Origin of the sequence: Pseudomonas sp. MYb118 (genome assembly GCF_040947875.1) — a bacterium.
GTDB lineage: Bacteria > Pseudomonadota > Gammaproteobacteria > Pseudomonadales > Pseudomonadaceae > Aquipseudomonas.
Window position 1 is genome coordinate 925,220 of sequence record NZ_JBFRXN010000002.1, and the last position, 16,366, is coordinate 941,585.

At 62.9% G+C, this 16,366-nt stretch carries 17 protein-coding genes; 6 read left to right on the forward strand and 11 right to left on the reverse strand.

Annotated features, from left to right (window positions below; translation table 11 throughout):
* Positions 1 to 140: 140 nt before the first annotated feature.
* On the reverse strand, positions 141 to 1,019 hold the full coding sequence (locus tag ABVN20_RS10050; RefSeq protein ID WP_368555481.1) for a DMT family transporter: 879 nt from the start codon (positions 1,017 to 1,019) through the stop codon (positions 141 to 143).
* Positions 1,020 to 1,291: 272 nt separating this feature from the next.
* Between ABVN20_RS10050 and ABVN20_RS10055 the strand changes: the two genes are divergently transcribed.
* Positions 1,292 to 2,185: a neutral zinc metallopeptidase gene (locus ABVN20_RS10055; RefSeq protein WP_368555482.1), complete on the forward strand. Its 894-nt coding sequence runs from the start codon at positions 1,292 to 1,294 to the stop codon at positions 2,183 to 2,185.
* A complete protein-coding gene (locus tag ABVN20_RS10060) occupies positions 2,186 to 3,145 on the forward strand; it encodes an alpha/beta hydrolase (RefSeq protein ID WP_368555483.1) in 960 nt (319 codons plus the stop codon).
* A 115-nt stretch (positions 3,146 to 3,260) separates the two neighbouring features.
* Here ABVN20_RS10060 and ABVN20_RS10065 read toward each other — a convergent pair whose 3' ends face one another.
* The 3 genes from ABVN20_RS10065 to ABVN20_RS10075 all read right to left on the reverse strand — a co-directional run bounded on the left by ABVN20_RS10065 (position 3,261) and on the right by ABVN20_RS10075 (position 5,394).
* A complete protein-coding gene (locus tag ABVN20_RS10065; RefSeq protein WP_368555484.1) occupies positions 3,261 to 3,854 on the reverse strand; it encodes an HAD family hydrolase in 594 nt (197 codons plus the stop codon).
* Positions 3,851 to 4,720 (reverse strand): acyl-CoA thioesterase II, encoded by an 870-nt coding sequence (gene tesB, locus ABVN20_RS10070; RefSeq protein WP_368555485.1) that lies wholly within the window; start codon positions 4,718 to 4,720, stop codon positions 3,851 to 3,853. The genes ABVN20_RS10065 and tesB overlap by 4 nt, the downstream gene beginning before the upstream one ends.
* Before the next feature lie 104 nt (positions 4,721 to 4,824).
* Entirely contained in the window at positions 4,825 to 5,394 is a 570-nt protein-coding gene (locus ABVN20_RS10075; protein ID WP_368555486.1) for a GNAT family N-acetyltransferase, read from the reverse strand.
* A gap of 86 nt (positions 5,395 to 5,480) precedes the next feature.
* Between ABVN20_RS10075 and ABVN20_RS10080 the strand changes: the two genes are divergently transcribed.
* Positions 5,481 to 6,401, forward strand: coding sequence for a histone deacetylase (locus ABVN20_RS10080; RefSeq protein ID WP_368555487.1), 921 nt, complete (start codon positions 5,481 to 5,483; stop codon positions 6,399 to 6,401).
* A 271-nt stretch (positions 6,402 to 6,672) separates the two neighbouring features.
* Positions 6,673 to 7,911 carry a TIGR03862 family flavoprotein gene (locus ABVN20_RS10085; RefSeq protein ID WP_368557692.1) on the forward strand — a complete coding sequence of 413 codons (1,239 nt, stop codon included), beginning with the start codon at positions 6,673 to 6,675 and terminating at the stop codon, positions 7,909 to 7,911.
* Positions 7,912 to 8,019: 108 nt separating this feature from the next.
* Here ABVN20_RS10085 and ABVN20_RS10090 read toward each other — a convergent pair whose 3' ends face one another.
* From ABVN20_RS10090 to ABVN20_RS10110, 5 genes are all read right to left on the reverse strand, one after another.
* Positions 8,020 to 9,357 carry a DEAD/DEAH box helicase gene (locus ABVN20_RS10090; RefSeq protein WP_368555488.1) on the reverse strand — a complete coding sequence of 446 codons (1,338 nt, stop codon included), beginning with the start codon at positions 9,355 to 9,357 and terminating at the stop codon, positions 8,020 to 8,022.
* A gap of 65 nt (positions 9,358 to 9,422) precedes the next feature.
* A complete protein-coding gene (gene yedA / locus ABVN20_RS10095; protein WP_368555489.1) occupies positions 9,423 to 10,349 on the reverse strand; it encodes a drug/metabolite exporter YedA in 927 nt (308 codons plus the stop codon).
* 276 nt (positions 10,350 to 10,625) lie between these two features.
* Complete coding sequence (locus ABVN20_RS10100) at positions 10,626 to 11,237, reverse strand: PolC-type DNA polymerase III (RefSeq protein ID WP_368555490.1); 612 nt, start codon at positions 11,235 to 11,237, stop codon at positions 10,626 to 10,628.
* Between the two features lie 22 nt (positions 11,238 to 11,259).
* Positions 11,260 to 11,739, reverse strand: a complete 480-nt coding sequence (locus ABVN20_RS10105; protein WP_368555491.1) for an NYN domain-containing protein — start codon at positions 11,737 to 11,739, stop codon at positions 11,260 to 11,262.
* A gap of 146 nt (positions 11,740 to 11,885) precedes the next feature.
* Complete coding sequence (locus tag ABVN20_RS10110; RefSeq protein WP_368555492.1) at positions 11,886 to 12,626, reverse strand: DUF2076 domain-containing protein; 741 nt, start codon at positions 12,624 to 12,626, stop codon at positions 11,886 to 11,888.
* A 178-nt stretch (positions 12,627 to 12,804) separates the two neighbouring features.
* Between ABVN20_RS10110 and ABVN20_RS10115 the strand changes: the two genes are divergently transcribed.
* Both ABVN20_RS10115 and ABVN20_RS10120 read left to right on the forward strand, forming a co-directional pair.
* Entirely contained in the window at positions 12,805 to 13,479 is a 675-nt protein-coding gene (locus ABVN20_RS10115) for a YciC family protein (protein ID WP_368555493.1), read from the forward strand.
* Between the two features lie 72 nt (positions 13,480 to 13,551).
* Positions 13,552 to 14,631: an endonuclease/exonuclease/phosphatase family protein gene (locus ABVN20_RS10120; protein ID WP_368555494.1), complete on the forward strand. Its 1,080-nt coding sequence runs from the start codon at positions 13,552 to 13,554 to the stop codon at positions 14,629 to 14,631.
* A 100-nt stretch (positions 14,632 to 14,731) separates the two neighbouring features.
* Here ABVN20_RS10120 and ABVN20_RS10125 read toward each other — a convergent pair whose 3' ends face one another.
* Positions 14,732 to 15,568, reverse strand: coding sequence for an ABC transporter ATP-binding protein (locus tag ABVN20_RS10125; RefSeq protein ID WP_368555495.1), 837 nt, complete (start codon positions 15,566 to 15,568; stop codon positions 14,732 to 14,734).
* A complete protein-coding gene (locus ABVN20_RS10130) occupies positions 15,556 to 16,359 on the reverse strand; it encodes an ABC transporter permease (protein WP_368555496.1) in 804 nt (267 codons plus the stop codon). The genes ABVN20_RS10125 and ABVN20_RS10130 overlap by 13 nt, the downstream gene beginning before the upstream one ends.
* Positions 16,360 to 16,366: the final 7 nt, after the last annotated feature.

The window sequence follows — 16,366 nt, forward strand, 5'->3', positions numbered from 1 at the left end:
ACCCCCTGTAGGAGCGAGCTTGCTCGCGATGGCGATACATCAGTCGAAATCAATGTTGACTGACACTCCGCCATCGCGAGCAATCGAGCGTCGACCGGCTGCTCCTACAGTGTTTTTGAGTCAGGCAAAGAGTTTCGCGGCTACCGCCGACTCTGCTGCCAAGCCGCCGCCAACCCACTGCAACAGATCACCGCAATCCCGATCACCGTGGTCAGCGTCGGCGTGTGGGAGAACAGCAACCAGCCCAGCAAACCAGCGAAGATGATCTGGCAGTAACCGAACGGCGCCAGCAGCGCCGGGGCGGCGAAGCGGAAAGCCTGGGTGAGGAACAGGTGGGCGGTCATGCCGCACGCACCCAGCGCCACCATCATCAGGGCGTGCACCGGGCTGGGTACCTGCCAGAAGAACGGGACCAACGCGCTCATCACCAGGGTATTGCACAGCCCGGCAAAGAAGTTGCTGGTGGTCGGACTGTCGACACTGGCGAGCTTGCGGGTGAGCAATTGGTAGAAGCAGAAAAACATCGCCGAGCAGAACGGCAGCAACACCGCTGGCGTGAACAGCTCTCCGCCGGGGTGAACGATGATCAGCACGCCGATGAATCCACAGATCACCGCGATCCATTGGCCACGGGTCACCCGCTCACCCAGCAGCGGCACTGACAGCGCGGTCACCAGCACCGGGGCGAGGAAGTTCACCGCGGTGGCTTCGGCCAGCGGGATGTACAACAAGCCGGTGGTGAAAAACAGGCTGGTGCCCAGCAGGCACAGCGCGCGGACCACCTGCAGGATCGGCCTTTTGGTGCGCAACACGCGCAGCCCTGATTGCGGCAAAAAAATCCCGGCCATCAACAGGGTGTGAACCACATAACGCGCCCAGACCACCATGACGATCGGGTAGAACCCCGAGAGGTACTTGGAAAAAGCGTCGTGGCTGGAAAAGAGAAAGGTGGCGAGGACGATCAGCAAAATCCCTTTGAAGGGCTGGTTTACACCGGAAAGCGGGGTGCTGACGGTCATCAGGTATTCCTTGTGGCCCACATCAGGATCAGTAGCGTTGCGCAACATCCTGCAACTGCGCCTACCGTAACCGTGACGGGGCCGCTTTGACCAGATGTTCCAGCCGTTTATCGAACGATTATAAAAAACCGGCCCCAGACGGAATTCGCCGGGTTATCCACGTTCAATACCACTCGGCAACGCACTCGAGGTCGGAAAAGCCGGACGACCGGACTGGCGCGGCTCCCACTCACCAGCAACACTCATCCCACGGATACTCAGAGGATTCCCACATGCTATGGAGAAAAGGCCGGCGCAGCGACAACGTGGTCGATGCCCGCGGCGATGACATCGGCAGTGGTGGCGGCGGGATGCGCTTCGGTGGCGGCAAGGGCCTGAGCCTGACAGCGATCATTCTGATCGTCGGCATCGGCTGGATCACCGGCCAGGACCCTTTGCAGATCCTCGGGCAACTGACCGGACAAATGAGCGAGCCATCGGCACCGGCCTCGACGCAAACGCGCAGGGCGCCACCGGCCAATGATGAAAGTGCAGAGTTCGTGCGCTCGATCCTGGGTGACACCGAAGACACCTGGGGCCAGATCTTTCAACAGGCCGGCCGACAGTACAAGGAGCCGACCCTGGTGCTGTTCAGCAACCGGGTGAACTCGGCCTGCGGCCTGGCCACCTCGGCAACCGGCCCGTTCTATTGCCCGGCGGACCAGAAGGTCTACCTGGACATGGCGTTCTTCGATGAGATGTCGCGACGCTTTTCCGCCGCCGGCGACTTCGCCCAGGCCTACGTGATCGCTCACGAAGTCGGACACCACGTGCAGACCTTGCTCGGTGTCTCGGCGAAAATTCAGGCGGCCCGTCAGCAAGGCCGGCAAATGGAAGGTGATGGCGGGCTGCTGGTGCGTCAGGAGTTGCAGGCCGATTGCCTGGCCGGCGTCTGGGCCAACCACGCGCAGCAGCGCCTGAACTGGCTGGAACCGGGCGACGTCGAGGAAGCCCTCAACGCCGCCAACGCCATCGGTGATGACCGTTTGCAACAACAGGGTCAGGGCCGCGTGGTGCCGGACTCCTTTACCCATGGCACGTCGGCGCAAAGGGTGCGCTGGTTCAAAACCGGATTTGCGCAAGGCCAGGTGGGCCAGTGCGATACCTTTGCGGCGAAAAACCTGTAGATGAAAAATTGGCTGTTGATGTTGTTGTTGACCAGTGCAAGTACCCAGGCCGTCGAACAAGGAGTCAAAGCAATCAGCCCGGGACGGCTGTTGTTGAAAGAAGGCGAGATGGCGGTGGGCATCGGCCCGGCACCGACGAAAATCGAGCGGGTGCTGATCGTCATCCACGGTCGCCTGCGCAATGCCGAAACCTATCGGCAGAACGCCGAACGAACCGTCGAGCAGGCCGGGCAAAGCGCCAACACCCTGGTGATCGCCCCGCAGTTCCTCAATGACACCGACGCGGCCAGCCACCCCGTGGCCGACAGCGTGCTGCGCTGGCAGGGCAATGACTGGATGGCCGGCGGCTTGTCCACCGCGCCCTTCGCCGTCAGTTCCTTTGCCGCGCTGGACCAGATCATCGCCCGGCTCGGTGATCGTCGGCAGTTTCCCGATGTGAAGGATGTGGTGATTGTCGGTCACTCCGGCGGCGCCCAGGTGGTTCAGCGCTACGCAATGCTCGGTCATAAGCAGCCGGAGCTTGAGGCGGCGGGTGTGCATGTGCGCTATGTCGTTGCCAATCCATCGTCCTATGCCTACTTCGATGAGCGCCGTCCCGTGGCGTTCAGCCATGCACGCTGTGCGGACTACAACCGCTGGAAGTATGGCCTGGCGGATTTACCCGCCTACGCCGAAGGGCAAACGCCCCGGCAACTGGAAGACAATTACGTGCAACGCGACATCGTTTACCTGTTGGGGCAGCAGGACATCGACCCGAATCATCCGGCGCTGGACAAGAGCTGCGAAGCCAAGGCCCAGGGCCCGAACCGACTGGCTCGCGGGCGCAATTATTTTGAGTACCTCAAGCGCCGTCATCCCCAGGGGTTGAACCAGCAACTGCTGGAAGTGCCTGGGGTTGGACACAATGGGGGGGAGATGTTGATGTCGGTGGAGGGGCAGAAAGCGTTGTTCAATCAGTAGGCTTTGTGGTGTCTGTAAGGGCCTCATCGCGGGCAAGCCCGCTCCTACAGGTACGGCGTGATCCTCTGTGGGAGCGGGCTTGCCCGCGATGAGGCCCTCACAGACACCGCAAATCTCAACCCAAAACCATCCGCCGCAACTCGCCACAATCCGCCGCATGCCAATCGGTCAGCTCGGGCCACGGGTTGTCCGGCAAATTCACCAGCACCGTGCGCGCGCCCGCCGCCCGGCCGCAGTCCAGGTCGAAGCGGTAATCGCCGACCATGACCATCTCGCTCGCCGGCACCTGCCAGGCGTCAGCCAGCTTCAACAAGCCACCGGGATGCGGCTTGGGCGGCGCTTCATCGCGACCCAGCACATCCTCCACCGCAAAGCAGTCGGCCAGGCCGATGGCCTGCAGCGTCACGTGCGCCAACTCCCGCGCATTGCGGGTGAGAATCCCCAGCCGATAACCGCGCCCGGCCAGGTCACGCACCAGCTCCACGGCCCCCGGCGCCGGTTTCGAACCCAGCGCCAGGTCTCGTTCATGCTCCAGCAACCAGGCGTGCTTGGCGGCCGCTTCATCGGCGGGCAATGCCGCCAGGTGCGTAAGAATGTCGTCTTCGGGCGGGATCGCCAGCGCCACACGGATGGCCGCGAAATCATGCACGGCCACCGTCAGGGTGCCGTCCATGTCGAACACCCAATGACGTATGTCGGTCAGGCTCATGCCCAGTCCTTGCGATGGCGGATCAAGCCTTCCTGCGTGACCGAGGCCACCAGTTGCCCGGAGCGATTGAACACGCTGCCGCGGGAGAAGCCACGGGAATTGCCGGCCCATGGGCTGTCCATGGCGTAGAGCAACCAGTCATCGGCACGCAGGTCGGCGTGGAACCACAGCGCGTGATCGAGGCTGGCCACCTGCATGTCCTTGTGCCACACCGATTTGCCATGGGGCAGCAGTGACGTGGTCAGCAAGCCGAAGTCCGAAGCATAGGCCAGCAGGTATTTGTGCAGCGCCGGCGAATCGGCCAGGGCACCGTCGGCCCGGAACCAGACATATTTGATCGGATCATTGGGCTTGGGGTTGTAAGGGTCTTCCCCGGTTACCGGTCGGAATTCAATCGGCTTGGGGCACAGAAATTTTTCCCGCATATGCTCGGGAATCAGGTGCGCCCGCTGCTGGGTCAGTTCCAGCTCCGACGGCAGGTTTTCCGGGCCGACCACCACGGGCATCTGGCTCTGGTGCTCGAAGCCTTTCTCGTCGTACTGGAACGAAGCGCTGCAGGTGAAGATCGGGTGGCCCTTCTGGATCGCCGTGACCCGACGGGTGCTGAAACTGCCGCCGTCACGCACCCGGTCCACCTGATAAACCACCGGCAGCCCGGCATCCCCAGGGCGCAGGAAATAACCGTGCATCGAGTGCACATGCCGTGCTTCCTCGACTGTCTGACTGGCCGCCGACAGGGACTGGCCGAGCACCTGGCCACCGAACAGCTGGCGGAACCCCAGGTCCTGGCTACGACCACGGAACAGGTTTTCCTCGATCGGTTCCAGGGTCAGCAAATCGACCAGATCTTCCAACACGTGGCTCATTCAGACTCTCCTCACACAACGCAATGCCGCGCAGCCATGGCTGAAGCGGCCTATTCAGGTTCTGGCCGAGGCCAATGATGGCCATTGTAAACGTCCCGGCCGGCTTAGCCATGCAAGGTTTGCAGCCATTGCTCACGACTGATGCGGTACAACACATGGTGGCGCAGGGGATGGTCTGCCGCGAGTTTGGGGTGTTCGAAGTCATCCGCCCGGTCATGCTGCATGCCGATGGCCTGCATGACTTTTTCCGACGGGGTGTTGCTGGCGCTGGTGAAGGACACCACCTCGTCCAGCGCCAGGCGGTCAAAGCCGCAGCGCAGAGCGGTCCACGCCGCTTCACTGGCGTAGCCCAACCCCCAATGTTCACGGGCCAGGCGCCAGCCGATTTCCACGGCCGGGGTGAATGGCGCATCGAAACCGACCACCCCCAACCCGGTAAATCCGATGAATGCCCCGGTGTCCTTGCGCTCCAGTGCCCACAAACCAAAACCGTGCTCGGCAAAATGCCCGCGCACACGACCGATCAGCGAAGCACTTTCCAGCCGACTCAATGGCGCCGGAAAATACCGCATCACTTGTGGATCGGCGCACATCGCCGCAAATGCCGGCAAATCATCGTCACGCCACTGTCGCAGCAGCAGTCGAGCGCTTTCCAGCTCCAGAATTGGCTCCATCGAGTTCTCCCCCTTCCCATGCTGCCAGTCTACAACGCTGGTAGGATCCTTCCTGCATTCCTGCCTGAAGCCCTGAAAGTCCTGTCATGCCATTGCCGTTGATCTACCACGAAGACTACAGCCCCGAGTTCCCGGCGGATCACCGCTTTCCCATGGACAAGTTTCGCTTGCTGCGCGATCACCTGGTGGACAGCGGCCTGACCCGGGACGCCGACCTGCTGCGCCCGCAACTGTGCCCACCGGAAATTCTCGCTCTCGCACATGACGCTGGCTATATCGAGCGCTACATGAGCGGCGAGTTGTCCCGCGAAGACCAGCGGCGCCTCGGCCTGCCCTGGAGCGAAGCCCTGGCCCGACGCACGGTGCGCGCGGTCGGCGGCTCGCTGCTGGCGGCGGAGCAGGCACTGGAACACGGGCTGGCCTGCCACCTGGCCGGCGGCACCCACCACGCGCACTACGACTACCCGGCCGGCTTCTGCATCTTCAATGACCTGGCGGTGATCAGCCATTACCTGCTGCAAAGCGGCCGGGTGAACCGGGTGCTGATCTTCGATTGCGATGTGCATCAGGGCGACGGGACCGCGCGCATCCTGCACGATACCCCGGAGGCGATCACCGTTTCCCTGCACTGCGAAAAGAACTTTCCTGCACGCAAGGCACAAAGCGACTGGGACATCCCACTGCCCAAGGGCATGGGTGATGCCGACTACCTGAAAATCGTCGATGACACGCTCAACTACCTGTTGCCGCTGTATCAACCCGACCTGGTGCTGTACGACGCCGGTGTCGACGTACACAAGGATGACGCCCTCGGTTACCTGAAGCTGACGGACGAAGGCGTGGCCGCACGGGATGAGAGCGTGATGCGCCATTGCCTGGGCCGGGATATTCCGGTGATGGGGGTGATCGGCGGTGGCTACAGCAAGGACCGCATGGCCCTGGCCCGCCGCCACGGCATCCTCCACCACAGTGCGCAGCGCGTCTGGACGTCATCAGGCTGTCACTGAGTTGTGGATGCTTTACCCACAATGGCTGTGGAACTGCCTGTGGATAAGCTGAGAGAAATGTCGTACAGACCACAGAGAGCAAGGCCTGCAGAGCAGCGATCATTTTTTGATCAACCCGAACCCTCCTGTAGGAGCGAGCTTGCTCGCGATGGCGGCGTGTCAGTCAACATCGACTTCGACTGACACTGCGCTATCGCGAGCAAGCTCGCTCCTACAGGGTTTATGTGCTGCTAGAATGCCCGGCCTATTCCGCCAGACCGCAGCACTGCCCATGACCCAGCCCGACACTCCCCTCTCCCAGGTCGCCATCATCGGCGGTGGCCCCGCGGGCCTCATGGCCGCGGAGGTGCTGAGCCAGGCCGGGGTCAAGGTCGATCTGTACGACGGCATGCCGTCCGTGGGCCGAAAATTCCTGCTCGCCGGGGTCGGCGGCATGAACATCACCCATTCCGAAGCCTACCCGGCGTTTCTCTCACGCTATGCCGAACGCGCCCCACAGATCGCCCCGCTGCTGCGCGCTTTTGGCGCCGAAGCGCTGTGCCAGTGGATCCACGACCTGGGTATCGAAACCTTCGTCGGCAGCTCCGGCCGGGTGTTCCCCACAGACATGAAGGCCGCGCCCCTGCTGCGTGCCTGGCTCAAGCGCCTGCGCGACAGCGGCGTGGTTATCCACACCCGCCATCGCTGGCTGGGCTGGGACCCACAGGGCAATTTACTTATCCACAGCCCCGACGGTGAAAAAACCATCCAGGCCGACGCCACCCTGCTCGCCCTCGGTGGCGGCAGCTGGGCGCGCCTGGGTTCGGATGGCGCCTGGATGTTGCAACTGGAAAAGCACGGCGTAGGACTGGCGCCCCTGCAACCGAGCAACTGCGGCTTCGAGGTGCAGGCCTGGAGCGAGTTGATGGTCAGCAAATTCGCCGGTGCACCGCTGAAAAACATCGCCATCGGCCTCAACGACGACATCCCCCGCCTCGGTGAATGCGTGATCACCGCTACCGGCGTCGAAGGCAGCCTGATCTACGCGCTGTCGGCGCCGATCCGCGAGGCGATCAATCAACAGGGCTCGGCTACCGTTCACCTCGACCTGCTGCCCGGCCGGCCTGTGGATAAAATCCAGGCCGCCCTGAGCAAACCGCGCGGGTCACGCTCGATGGCCAAGCACCTGCACAGTCAATTGGGGCTCGACGGCGTGAAAGCGGCGCTGCTGCGGGAATTGACCGGCGCCGAATGCTTTGCCGACCCGGCGCTGCTGGCCCGGGCGATCAAGGCCCTGCCCCTGACGCTGGTGAAAACCCGCCCACTGGACGAGGCCATCAGCAGCGCCGGCGGTGTGAAGTTCGAGTCGATGGATGAGCGCCTGATGCTCAAGCCGTTGCCGGGAGTGTTCTGCGCCGGGGAGATGCTCGACTGGGAGGCGCCGACCGGGGGCTATCTGCTGACTGCCTGTTTTGCCAGTGGGCGAGCGGCGGGGTTGGGGATGGTGGAGTGGTTGCGGCGCAAGGGCTGAGATCCGCGGCGCCGCCATCGCGAGCAGGCTCGCTCCCACAGGGGATCAGTGTCGTTCACAAATTCCCTGTGGGAGCGAGCCTGCTCGCGATGGGCGCACCGCAAACCTTCAAGGCTTACGCTTACGCGGCCCCGTATTGAACACCGGCACTTTTCGCACAGGCTTGATCGAAGGTTCCACCGGCCCGCTGTCGCCGCTGTCCACCCACTTGCCGAGGTTGCGCTTGCCGCCACCGCCGGACGTCTTCGGTTTCTTCGGCTTTTTCGGTTTCTTGATCACCTGGCCGCTGGCATCGGTTTCCGGCACACGGTGCTCGGGCTCGAACTCCGGCTCGTTCTGACGCTTCAAGGTCTGACGGGTCAGCATCTCGATGGCCGACAGCAGATTCACTTCATCGGCGCACACCAGCGAAATCGCCTCGCCGGTCGAGCCCGCACGCCCGGTGCGGCCGATGCGGTGGATGTAGTCTTCCGCGACGATCGGCAGGTCGAAGTTGACCACCAGCGGCAGGTCTTCGATATCCAGGCCACGGGCCGCGACGTCGGTGGCCACCAGAATCTGCACTTCGCCAACCTTGAAGCGGTCCAGCGCACGCTGGCGGGTGGCCTGCGGCTTGTCGCCATGGATGCCGTCGGCATTGACGCCCAGGCCCTGGAGTTTTTCCACCAGCGCATCGACGCCATTACGGGTCTTGGCGAACACCAGCACCTGCTTCCACTTGCCCTTGCGCATCAGGTGCACGAACAGTTCCGGCTTGCGCTTCTTGTCCACCGTCACCACCCACTGCTTGACGGTATTGGCCGCCACGTTGCGCGGGCTGACTTCGACGCTCAGCGGGTCGTTGAGCATTTGCCCGGCCAGCAGGCGAATGTCATCGGAGAAGGTCGCCGAGAACAACAGCGTCTGACGTTTCTTCGGCAACGCCCGGTAGATGTTCGCCAGCTCTTCGGAAAAGCCCAGATCGAGCATGCGGTCGGCTTCGTCCAGCACCAGGGTCTGCAGCTGGTTGAACTTCAGCGCGTTCTGGCGGAACAGGTCGAGCAGGCGGCCGGGGGTCGCGACCAGCAGATCGACGCCGCTGCGCAGCTTCATCATCTGCGGGTTGATGCTGACGCCACCGTACACCGCGTAGGTGCGCAACGGCAGGTTCTCGGCGTACTGGCGCACAGCTTCGTGAACCTGTTCGGCCAGCTCGCGGGTCGGCACCAGGATCAGCGCACGAACCGAGTTGGCGGCGACTTTCGGCCCTTCCATGGCCAGCAATTGCAGGAGCGGCAAGGCGAAACCGGCGGTCTTGCCTGTACCGGTCTGGGCGGCGGCCATCAGGTCGCGACCGGCCAGCACCGCCGGAATGGCTTGCGCCTGGACCGGCGTCGGGGTCTGGTAGCCGAGCTTCTCGAGAGAGCGCAGCAAGGGGTCGATCAGGCCAAGGGTGGCGAAAGTCATGGGATTACCGTAGGAAAAATCAGCGCGGTTATGCGAAATGGATGTGCAATGCCGCGCAGTTTACCCTAATTCACACTCGATTCTGTCTGCGCCACCGCAGCCGGTCGTGGCGGTGTACGACGCCACTGCGGCAAACCGATCAGCACCACGGCACTGATGATCACCAACATGGCCAGGCCTTCCTCGATACCAATGCTCTCACCGGCGAACACGATCCCCAGCAGCACCGCAACGGCCGGGTTGACGTAGGCATAACTGGTGGCAGCCGCCGGGCGTACGTTTTTCAACAGGTACATGTAAGCGTTGAAAGCGATGATCGAGCCGAAGAAAATCAGGTACGCCAACGCCGCCCAACCTTCCAGCGGCGGCATGGCGGGCAGGTGCTCGCCACTGACCGCACTGCCGATCAACAGCACCACGCCGCCCACCAGCATTTCCACGGCACTGGCCATCGCCCCTTGCGGCAACGGCAGGTGTTTGCTCCAGACCGAACCGAACGCCCAGGTGGCGGCGGCGAACACCAGCAACATCGCGCCCAGCGGGCTCGATTGCAGGTTGGAGCCCAGGTTCAACATCGCGATGCCGATCAGCCCGAGCACAATCCCGGCCCATTCCAGGCGGGTATTGCGCGCGCCCCAGAAATAACCGCAGAGCAAGGTGAACAGCGGCACCGTGGCCACCGCCAGCGCGGCCACTCCGGAAGCCACGCCCGTATGCTCGGCCACGCTCACCGCGCCGTTGCCGCAACTGAGCAACAGCACCCCGATGATCCCGGCGGCTTTCCACTGCGCCCAGGTCGGCGCCGGAGCCCCACGCCAGCGCAGGAAGGCGTACATCAGGGAACCGGCGATCACGAAACGAATGCCGGCCAGCAACAGCGGTGGCCAGTACTCGATACCGATGCGGATCACCAGATACGTCGATCCCCAAATCACGTACAACGCGAAAAAGGCAGCGATCAACGGCAAGGGAAAACGGCGCGGGGCAGACATGGGAGAAGCTCGCAGGCAGGGCAGAAGAATCGCTATTCTAGAAAGGCCGACGAGTAAAATTAAGTTACAAAACCTGTTTATAGCGCCGGTACACTTTCAAATCCCGCTGCGACCCCGCCCGTCCCCGCGCCCACAGAAAATCAATGGCGCACGCGATCTCCTGTAGGAGCGAGCACGCTCGCGATGGTGGACCAGGCACCGCTGGCACCCAGACAGCCCGCGTTATCGTTGACGACCATCGCGAGCAAGCTCGCTCCTACAGGAGTCGTGTTGGTTTCAGGCGCCACGATACCGCTTGAGGTGCTCCCCCACCTTCGCCGCCGGCACTTTCTGCAACTTGCACAGCAACTCATGGGACAGTTCGCGCAGCCCGTGCGTACCGCGCAGCTCATCCGCCAGGTGCGCGGTCAGGTTGGCGGCCATCTCGGCGTCGGCCATGGCCCGGTGGGCCTTGCCGGTGTGGGGCAGGTTGGCGTAGGTGGTGAGGGTGCCGAGCTTGTGGTTCGGCGCCGCCGGCATCAGGCGGCGGGCCAGCAGCAATGAGCAGGCGAAGTTCTGCAGGCGTGTGCGCTTGATGCGGCCCAGCTCGAAGTCCCAGAACTTCTGGTCGAACGCGGCGTTGTGCGCCAGCAGCGGCGTGGTGCCGACGAACTCGTTGACCTCGTTCATCACCCGTTCGGCCGACGGCGCGCTGCGCAGCATGGCGTTGCTGATGCCCGTCAGTTGTTCAATGAAGGCCGGGACGCGCACGCCCGCGTTCATCAGGCTCTGGTAACGCTCGACGATGCGCCCCTGTTCGAGGATCACCACGGCAATTTCCGTGGCCCGGCAGCTGCTGCTCGGGGAGATTCCGGTGGTTTCAAAGTCGATGACTGCGATGCGTTCCAAACCTGTTTCAACTCCGTATTGATCAATTCTTGAGCAGTAACGCGCCTTCGATCGGCACGTAGCGGCTGGCCGCGCGAATCAGCGAGTTGGCGGTCAGGCCCGGCACGCCATAGGCCACCGCCTGCACCCCGTGCTTGCTGATGATGCGTTCGAGCAACATGTCGAAATCACCGTCGCCGGAAGCCAGCACCACTTCGTCGACGTGGTCCGCCGCGTCCATGATGTCCAGGGTTATGCCCACATCCCAGTCGCCCTTGGCCGAGCCGTCACTGCGCTGGATGTAGGGCTTGAGCTTCACGGTGAAGCCCAGGTTGCGCAGGATCTGCTGGAATTGCTGCTGCTTGCTGTCGCCGCGATCTATCGCGTAGGCGTAAGCCTCGACGATCTCGCCGTGTTTGCTGACATCAGCCCACAGCGCGGCGTAGTTGAAGTGGCAACCGTAGGCCTGACGCACGGTGTAATAGAGGTTTTGAACGTCGGCGAACACCGCTATTTTTTTCACCGGTTGTCCTCAAGGCTGAATCAGCCACCTGGCACGAAAAGTGACCCAGTATGCCAGCCTCAAGGATTGTTCCGCGAATAATCAGCCCGGAGCGCCGCAGCGCTCCAGACGAATGGCATGTCAGACAGGCCGGTCAGACCTGCCGGTCAGACAAAGGAATCGTCGTCGCCGCCAAAGAACGAGCTGTCATCGCTGTAGTCGGTATCGGCGTAACCGCCCTGGTCGTAGGAGTTGTCCGCAACGCGCTGGTCATCGCCCCAGCCGCTATCGCCGCGCTGATCGTTGACCTGGGCCGGCTCTTCGCGGATCACTTCGACCACTTCCGGTTGCTGGTTGTGGTGGAACAGGCTGCTGATGCCCTGCGCCAGCATTACGCCACCCGCGACACCGGCGGCGGTTTTCAGCGCGCCACCGAGAAATCCGCTGCCCGCCGGCTGTTGCGGCGCGTAGTTGGGTGGAGGTGGCGGTGCCGCGTAATTCTGTTGAGGCGGCGGCGCGTTGAACGACGACCGTCCCGGCTCACGCCAACCGCCACCGGACGGTGCTGCGCTTGGTACAGGGGTCTCGCGTGAGCTGCCACCAAAAATGCTCGACAGGAAGCCGCCGCTGCTCGGCGCTGCAGCGGGCGCCGAAGCCTTGGCCGACTGCAATTCGACCTGCAATTGCTGGACTTGCTGCGCCAGTTGCTGGTTCTGTGCATCGAGGTTTTTGATCGCGGCCTCCTGCACCAGAATCGCCTGGGTCATGAAGTAACCCGCCGCAGGCTGGCGAGTCATGTGTTCCTTGATCCGCGTCTCGGCCTGGGCGTCACGCGGGGCTGCGTCCTTTTCGGCCTGTTGCAGCCGGGAAAACAGTCCGTCGATCAGGGTTTGTTCTTCGCTATTCATGGCGACCTCGTAGATTGCCGGGGAAATCAGTGCCCGTCCCCCTTGAGGATACGGTGCCTGACCTTAATGGAGGCTGAAACAACTTGATTCAATAACCTTTACTGAACGTTTACGTTTGCGCCCCCACGCGCTGCATCGGTTAAAGTGGGCCACTGCTTTCCACCTGCGATACCGACTGATGAATCCGTTCGATGTACTGCGTGACTCTTTGTATTTCTTCAAACGCAATCTGGGCCAGATCGTGCAGCTGTGCCTGCCGCTGGTGGTCTTCGAGGCGTTGCTGCAACAGGTGGTCGATCGCTCCACCGAGCCGGACAGTTTCCCCGGCATCAGTGTGATCGTCGGTCTGCTGGTGTATCCGCTGTACACCGCCGCGCTGATTCTGTTTCTCGATGCCCGCAGTCGCGGTGAATCCCCGCGCACCCGCGACCTGCTGGCCATGTCGGCGAGCCTGTGGCCGCGCTTCGCGCTGCTGACGGCGCTCAACACTTTGCTGATCCTGCTCGGGCTGTCGCTGTATTTCCTGCCCGGCATCTGGCTGATGGTGACCCTGGCCTTCGGTGAGTATTTGCTGGTGCTGCGAGGCCTGGCGCCACTGGCAGCGATGAAGGCCAGCCTGCGTCTGACCCGCGGCCATTTCCTGCGCATCCTGGTGTGCATTCTGTGTGTGATGGGGCCGCTGTGGGTGCTCAAGGGCCTGACCCTGCAGGTATACCCGGACCCGCAGAACCCGGTGATTTCGTTGCTGATCGACAGCGCCCACAGCTTTTTGCAGCTGTTTACCAGCGTGGTGCTGTTCCGTCTGTTCATGCTGATCAGCGATGTTCCGGAAAAAATCGACCGGCCGCTCTGAGCACAGAAGGGATGCGCAGGGCGTTTCGCCTCGGTATGCTCGGGCCTTCTTTTGTAACGCTATAAGCGAGCCATGACCCGTCTACTGCGCTACACCCTGCTCGGCCTGCTGACCGCCATCGGCCTGCTCGCCCTGCTGCTCTACAGCCTGACCTGGCGCCCCGAGGCCAAAGAGGCAATGCCGGTCAGCTGCAATGCCAAGGCGCCATCCCTGGTGCCCGGCCAGGCGCTGAAAGTCATGACCTGGAACGTCCAGTACCTGGCGGGTAAACGCTACGTGTTCTGGAACGACCTGGCCGCCGGCACCGACGAAGGCCCGACCGACGCCGACATGGCCTTCAGCCTCGATGAAGTGGCGCGGGTGATACGTGACGAACAGCCGGACATCGTGCTGTTGCAGGAACTCGACGACGGCGCCAAGGCCAGCGATTACCAGAACCAATTGAAACTGCTTCAGGAGCGGGTCGCCGACCTGTATCCGTGCAGCACCCATGCCTTCGACTGGAAGGCCGATTTCGTACCCCTGCCACCGATCTTCGGCAGCGTCGGCCGGCAACTGGCGACACTCAGCCGCTACCAGATCGAGCATGCCGAGCGCCTGCAATTGCCCCTCGCGCCAGCCAACTTCATCAGTCGCCAGTTCAAACCGAGAAACGCCCTGCTGGTCAGCTACCTTCCGCTGAGCGATGGTGGCCAGATGGCCGTGCTCAACACCCATCTGGATCGCGCCCGGCAACCTGACGACACCCTGCAAAACCAGATAACCGCGGTGGCCAAGGTGCTCGACCGGTTCGAAAGCCGTGGCACGCCATGGCTGATCGGCGGTGACTTCAATCTGCTGCCGCTGGGCCAATACCGACGCCTGCCCGCGGAGCAGCGCACACCCTACTCCGCCGACAGCGCCCTGCACCTGTTGTGGGACAAATACCCGATGATCCCGACCAACAATGAAGCCGGCGGGATCGACCGGGGACGCTGGCTGACGCATTACCCCAACGATCCAGGGCTGAACGGTCCGGACCGCACCGTTGACTACCTGTTCTACAGCCCGCGGATCAAGCGAGTCGCAGCGACGGTGCGGCAGGACGATACGTTGCGCATATCCGATCACCTGCCGGTGATCGGGCGGTTTCTGTTGCCAGCAGCGCCGTAGTGCCCCTTGTGGGAACGAGCCTGCTCGCGATGGTTGTGCCTGACACACCGCTATCGCGAGCAGGCTCGCTCCCACAGGTTGAAACGGCACGGCAGGACGATCAATGCACCTCCTCCAGATCATCATGCAACAGCCCGAAAATGTTGCGCTTCATCTCGATGAATGAGCGCTCCATGACCATGTCCAGGGTCCGCGGGCGTTCGATCGGCACGTCGAGGATCTGCTTGATCCGCCCCGGTCGCGCGCCCATCACGTAGACGCGGTCGCCCAGCAGGATCGCCTCGTCGATATCGTGGGTGACGAACAGCACGGTCTTCTTGCTGTTGCCCCACACCCGCAACAACAGCTGCTGCATTTGCAGGCGCGTCTGGCTGTCGAGTGCGCCGAACGGTTCGTCCATCAGCAGGATTTGCGGGTCGTTGGCCAGCGCCCGGGCAATCGCCACGCGCTGCATCATGCCGCCGGAGAGTTGCTTGGCGTAGTTGTCGGCAAAACCGCCCAGGCCGACTTCATTGACGTAGTAGTCGACGATCTCCTTGCGCCGGGCCGCCGGCATGCCGCGCCGCTTGAGGCCGAACTCGACGTTCTGGCGCACGGTCAGCCACGGGAACAGCGTGTAACTCTGGAACACCATGCCGCGATCGGCACCGGGGCCCTGCACCTGCTGGCCGCCCACATAGATCTCGCCCTCGGTGGGCTCGTTGAGCCCGGCGGTGAGGTACAACAGGCTCGACTTGCCGCAACCCGAGGGCCCGACCAGTACCGCGAACTGCTGGTCCGGCACCTCGAACGACACCTGGTCCAGGGCGGTGAACACACCACCACCGGGCTTCTGGTAACGCAGGCTGACCTTGTCGACCTGCAAGCGTGGCGCGCTGGGTGCCGCGGTAGCCATTGGCGTGACGACACGTGGGTTGACGGCGGTTACTGAGCCCATGCGGCAATCCTCAGGCGAAGGAAACGGAACAGTTGATCGGTGACCAGGCCCAACAGGCCGATGATCGCGATGGCGAGGAAAATCACGTCGACCTGAAAGCCGCGCATGGCCTTGAGGCTCAGGTAACCCAGGCCGCTGGAGGCCGCGACCAGTTCAGCGACCACCAGGTAGGTCCAGGCCCAGCCCATCGTCACCCGCAGGGTGTCGAGCACGCCCGGCAGCGAGGCCGGAGCGATCACATGCAGGACCGCATCGCGGCGGCTGGAGCCCAGGGTGTACGAGGCGTTGATCAGGTCCTTGGAGATGCCCTTGGACACGTCCGCGATCATCACCAGTTGCTGAAAGAACACGCCGAAGATGATCACCGACACCCGCTGCTCCAGGCCGATGCCGATCCACAGGATGAACAGCGGCACGAACGAGGTCACCGGCAGGTAGCGGATGAAATTCACCATCGGTTCGAGGAACGCCTGGACGATGCGGAAGCTGCCCATCAGCAACCCCAGCGGCACCGCCACCAGGGAGGAGACGATAAACCCGACCATCACCACTTCGACACTCGCCCACACATGCTGGCCGAGGGTGCCGTCGCGCCCCAGGCGCAGGGCGGCTTCAGCCACCGCACCAGGGGTGGGGAGAAACATGCCCGGCACCACGCCGCCATAGGACAGCCCCGCCCACAAGCCGATCAGGATCACCCAGGCCAGCCCGCTTGCGCTCCAGATAACCGGAATCGGCAAGCCGGTCTTGGGCGTGATGCAGCGGCCCAGCCATGAATTGCGCTTGAACATGGGAACC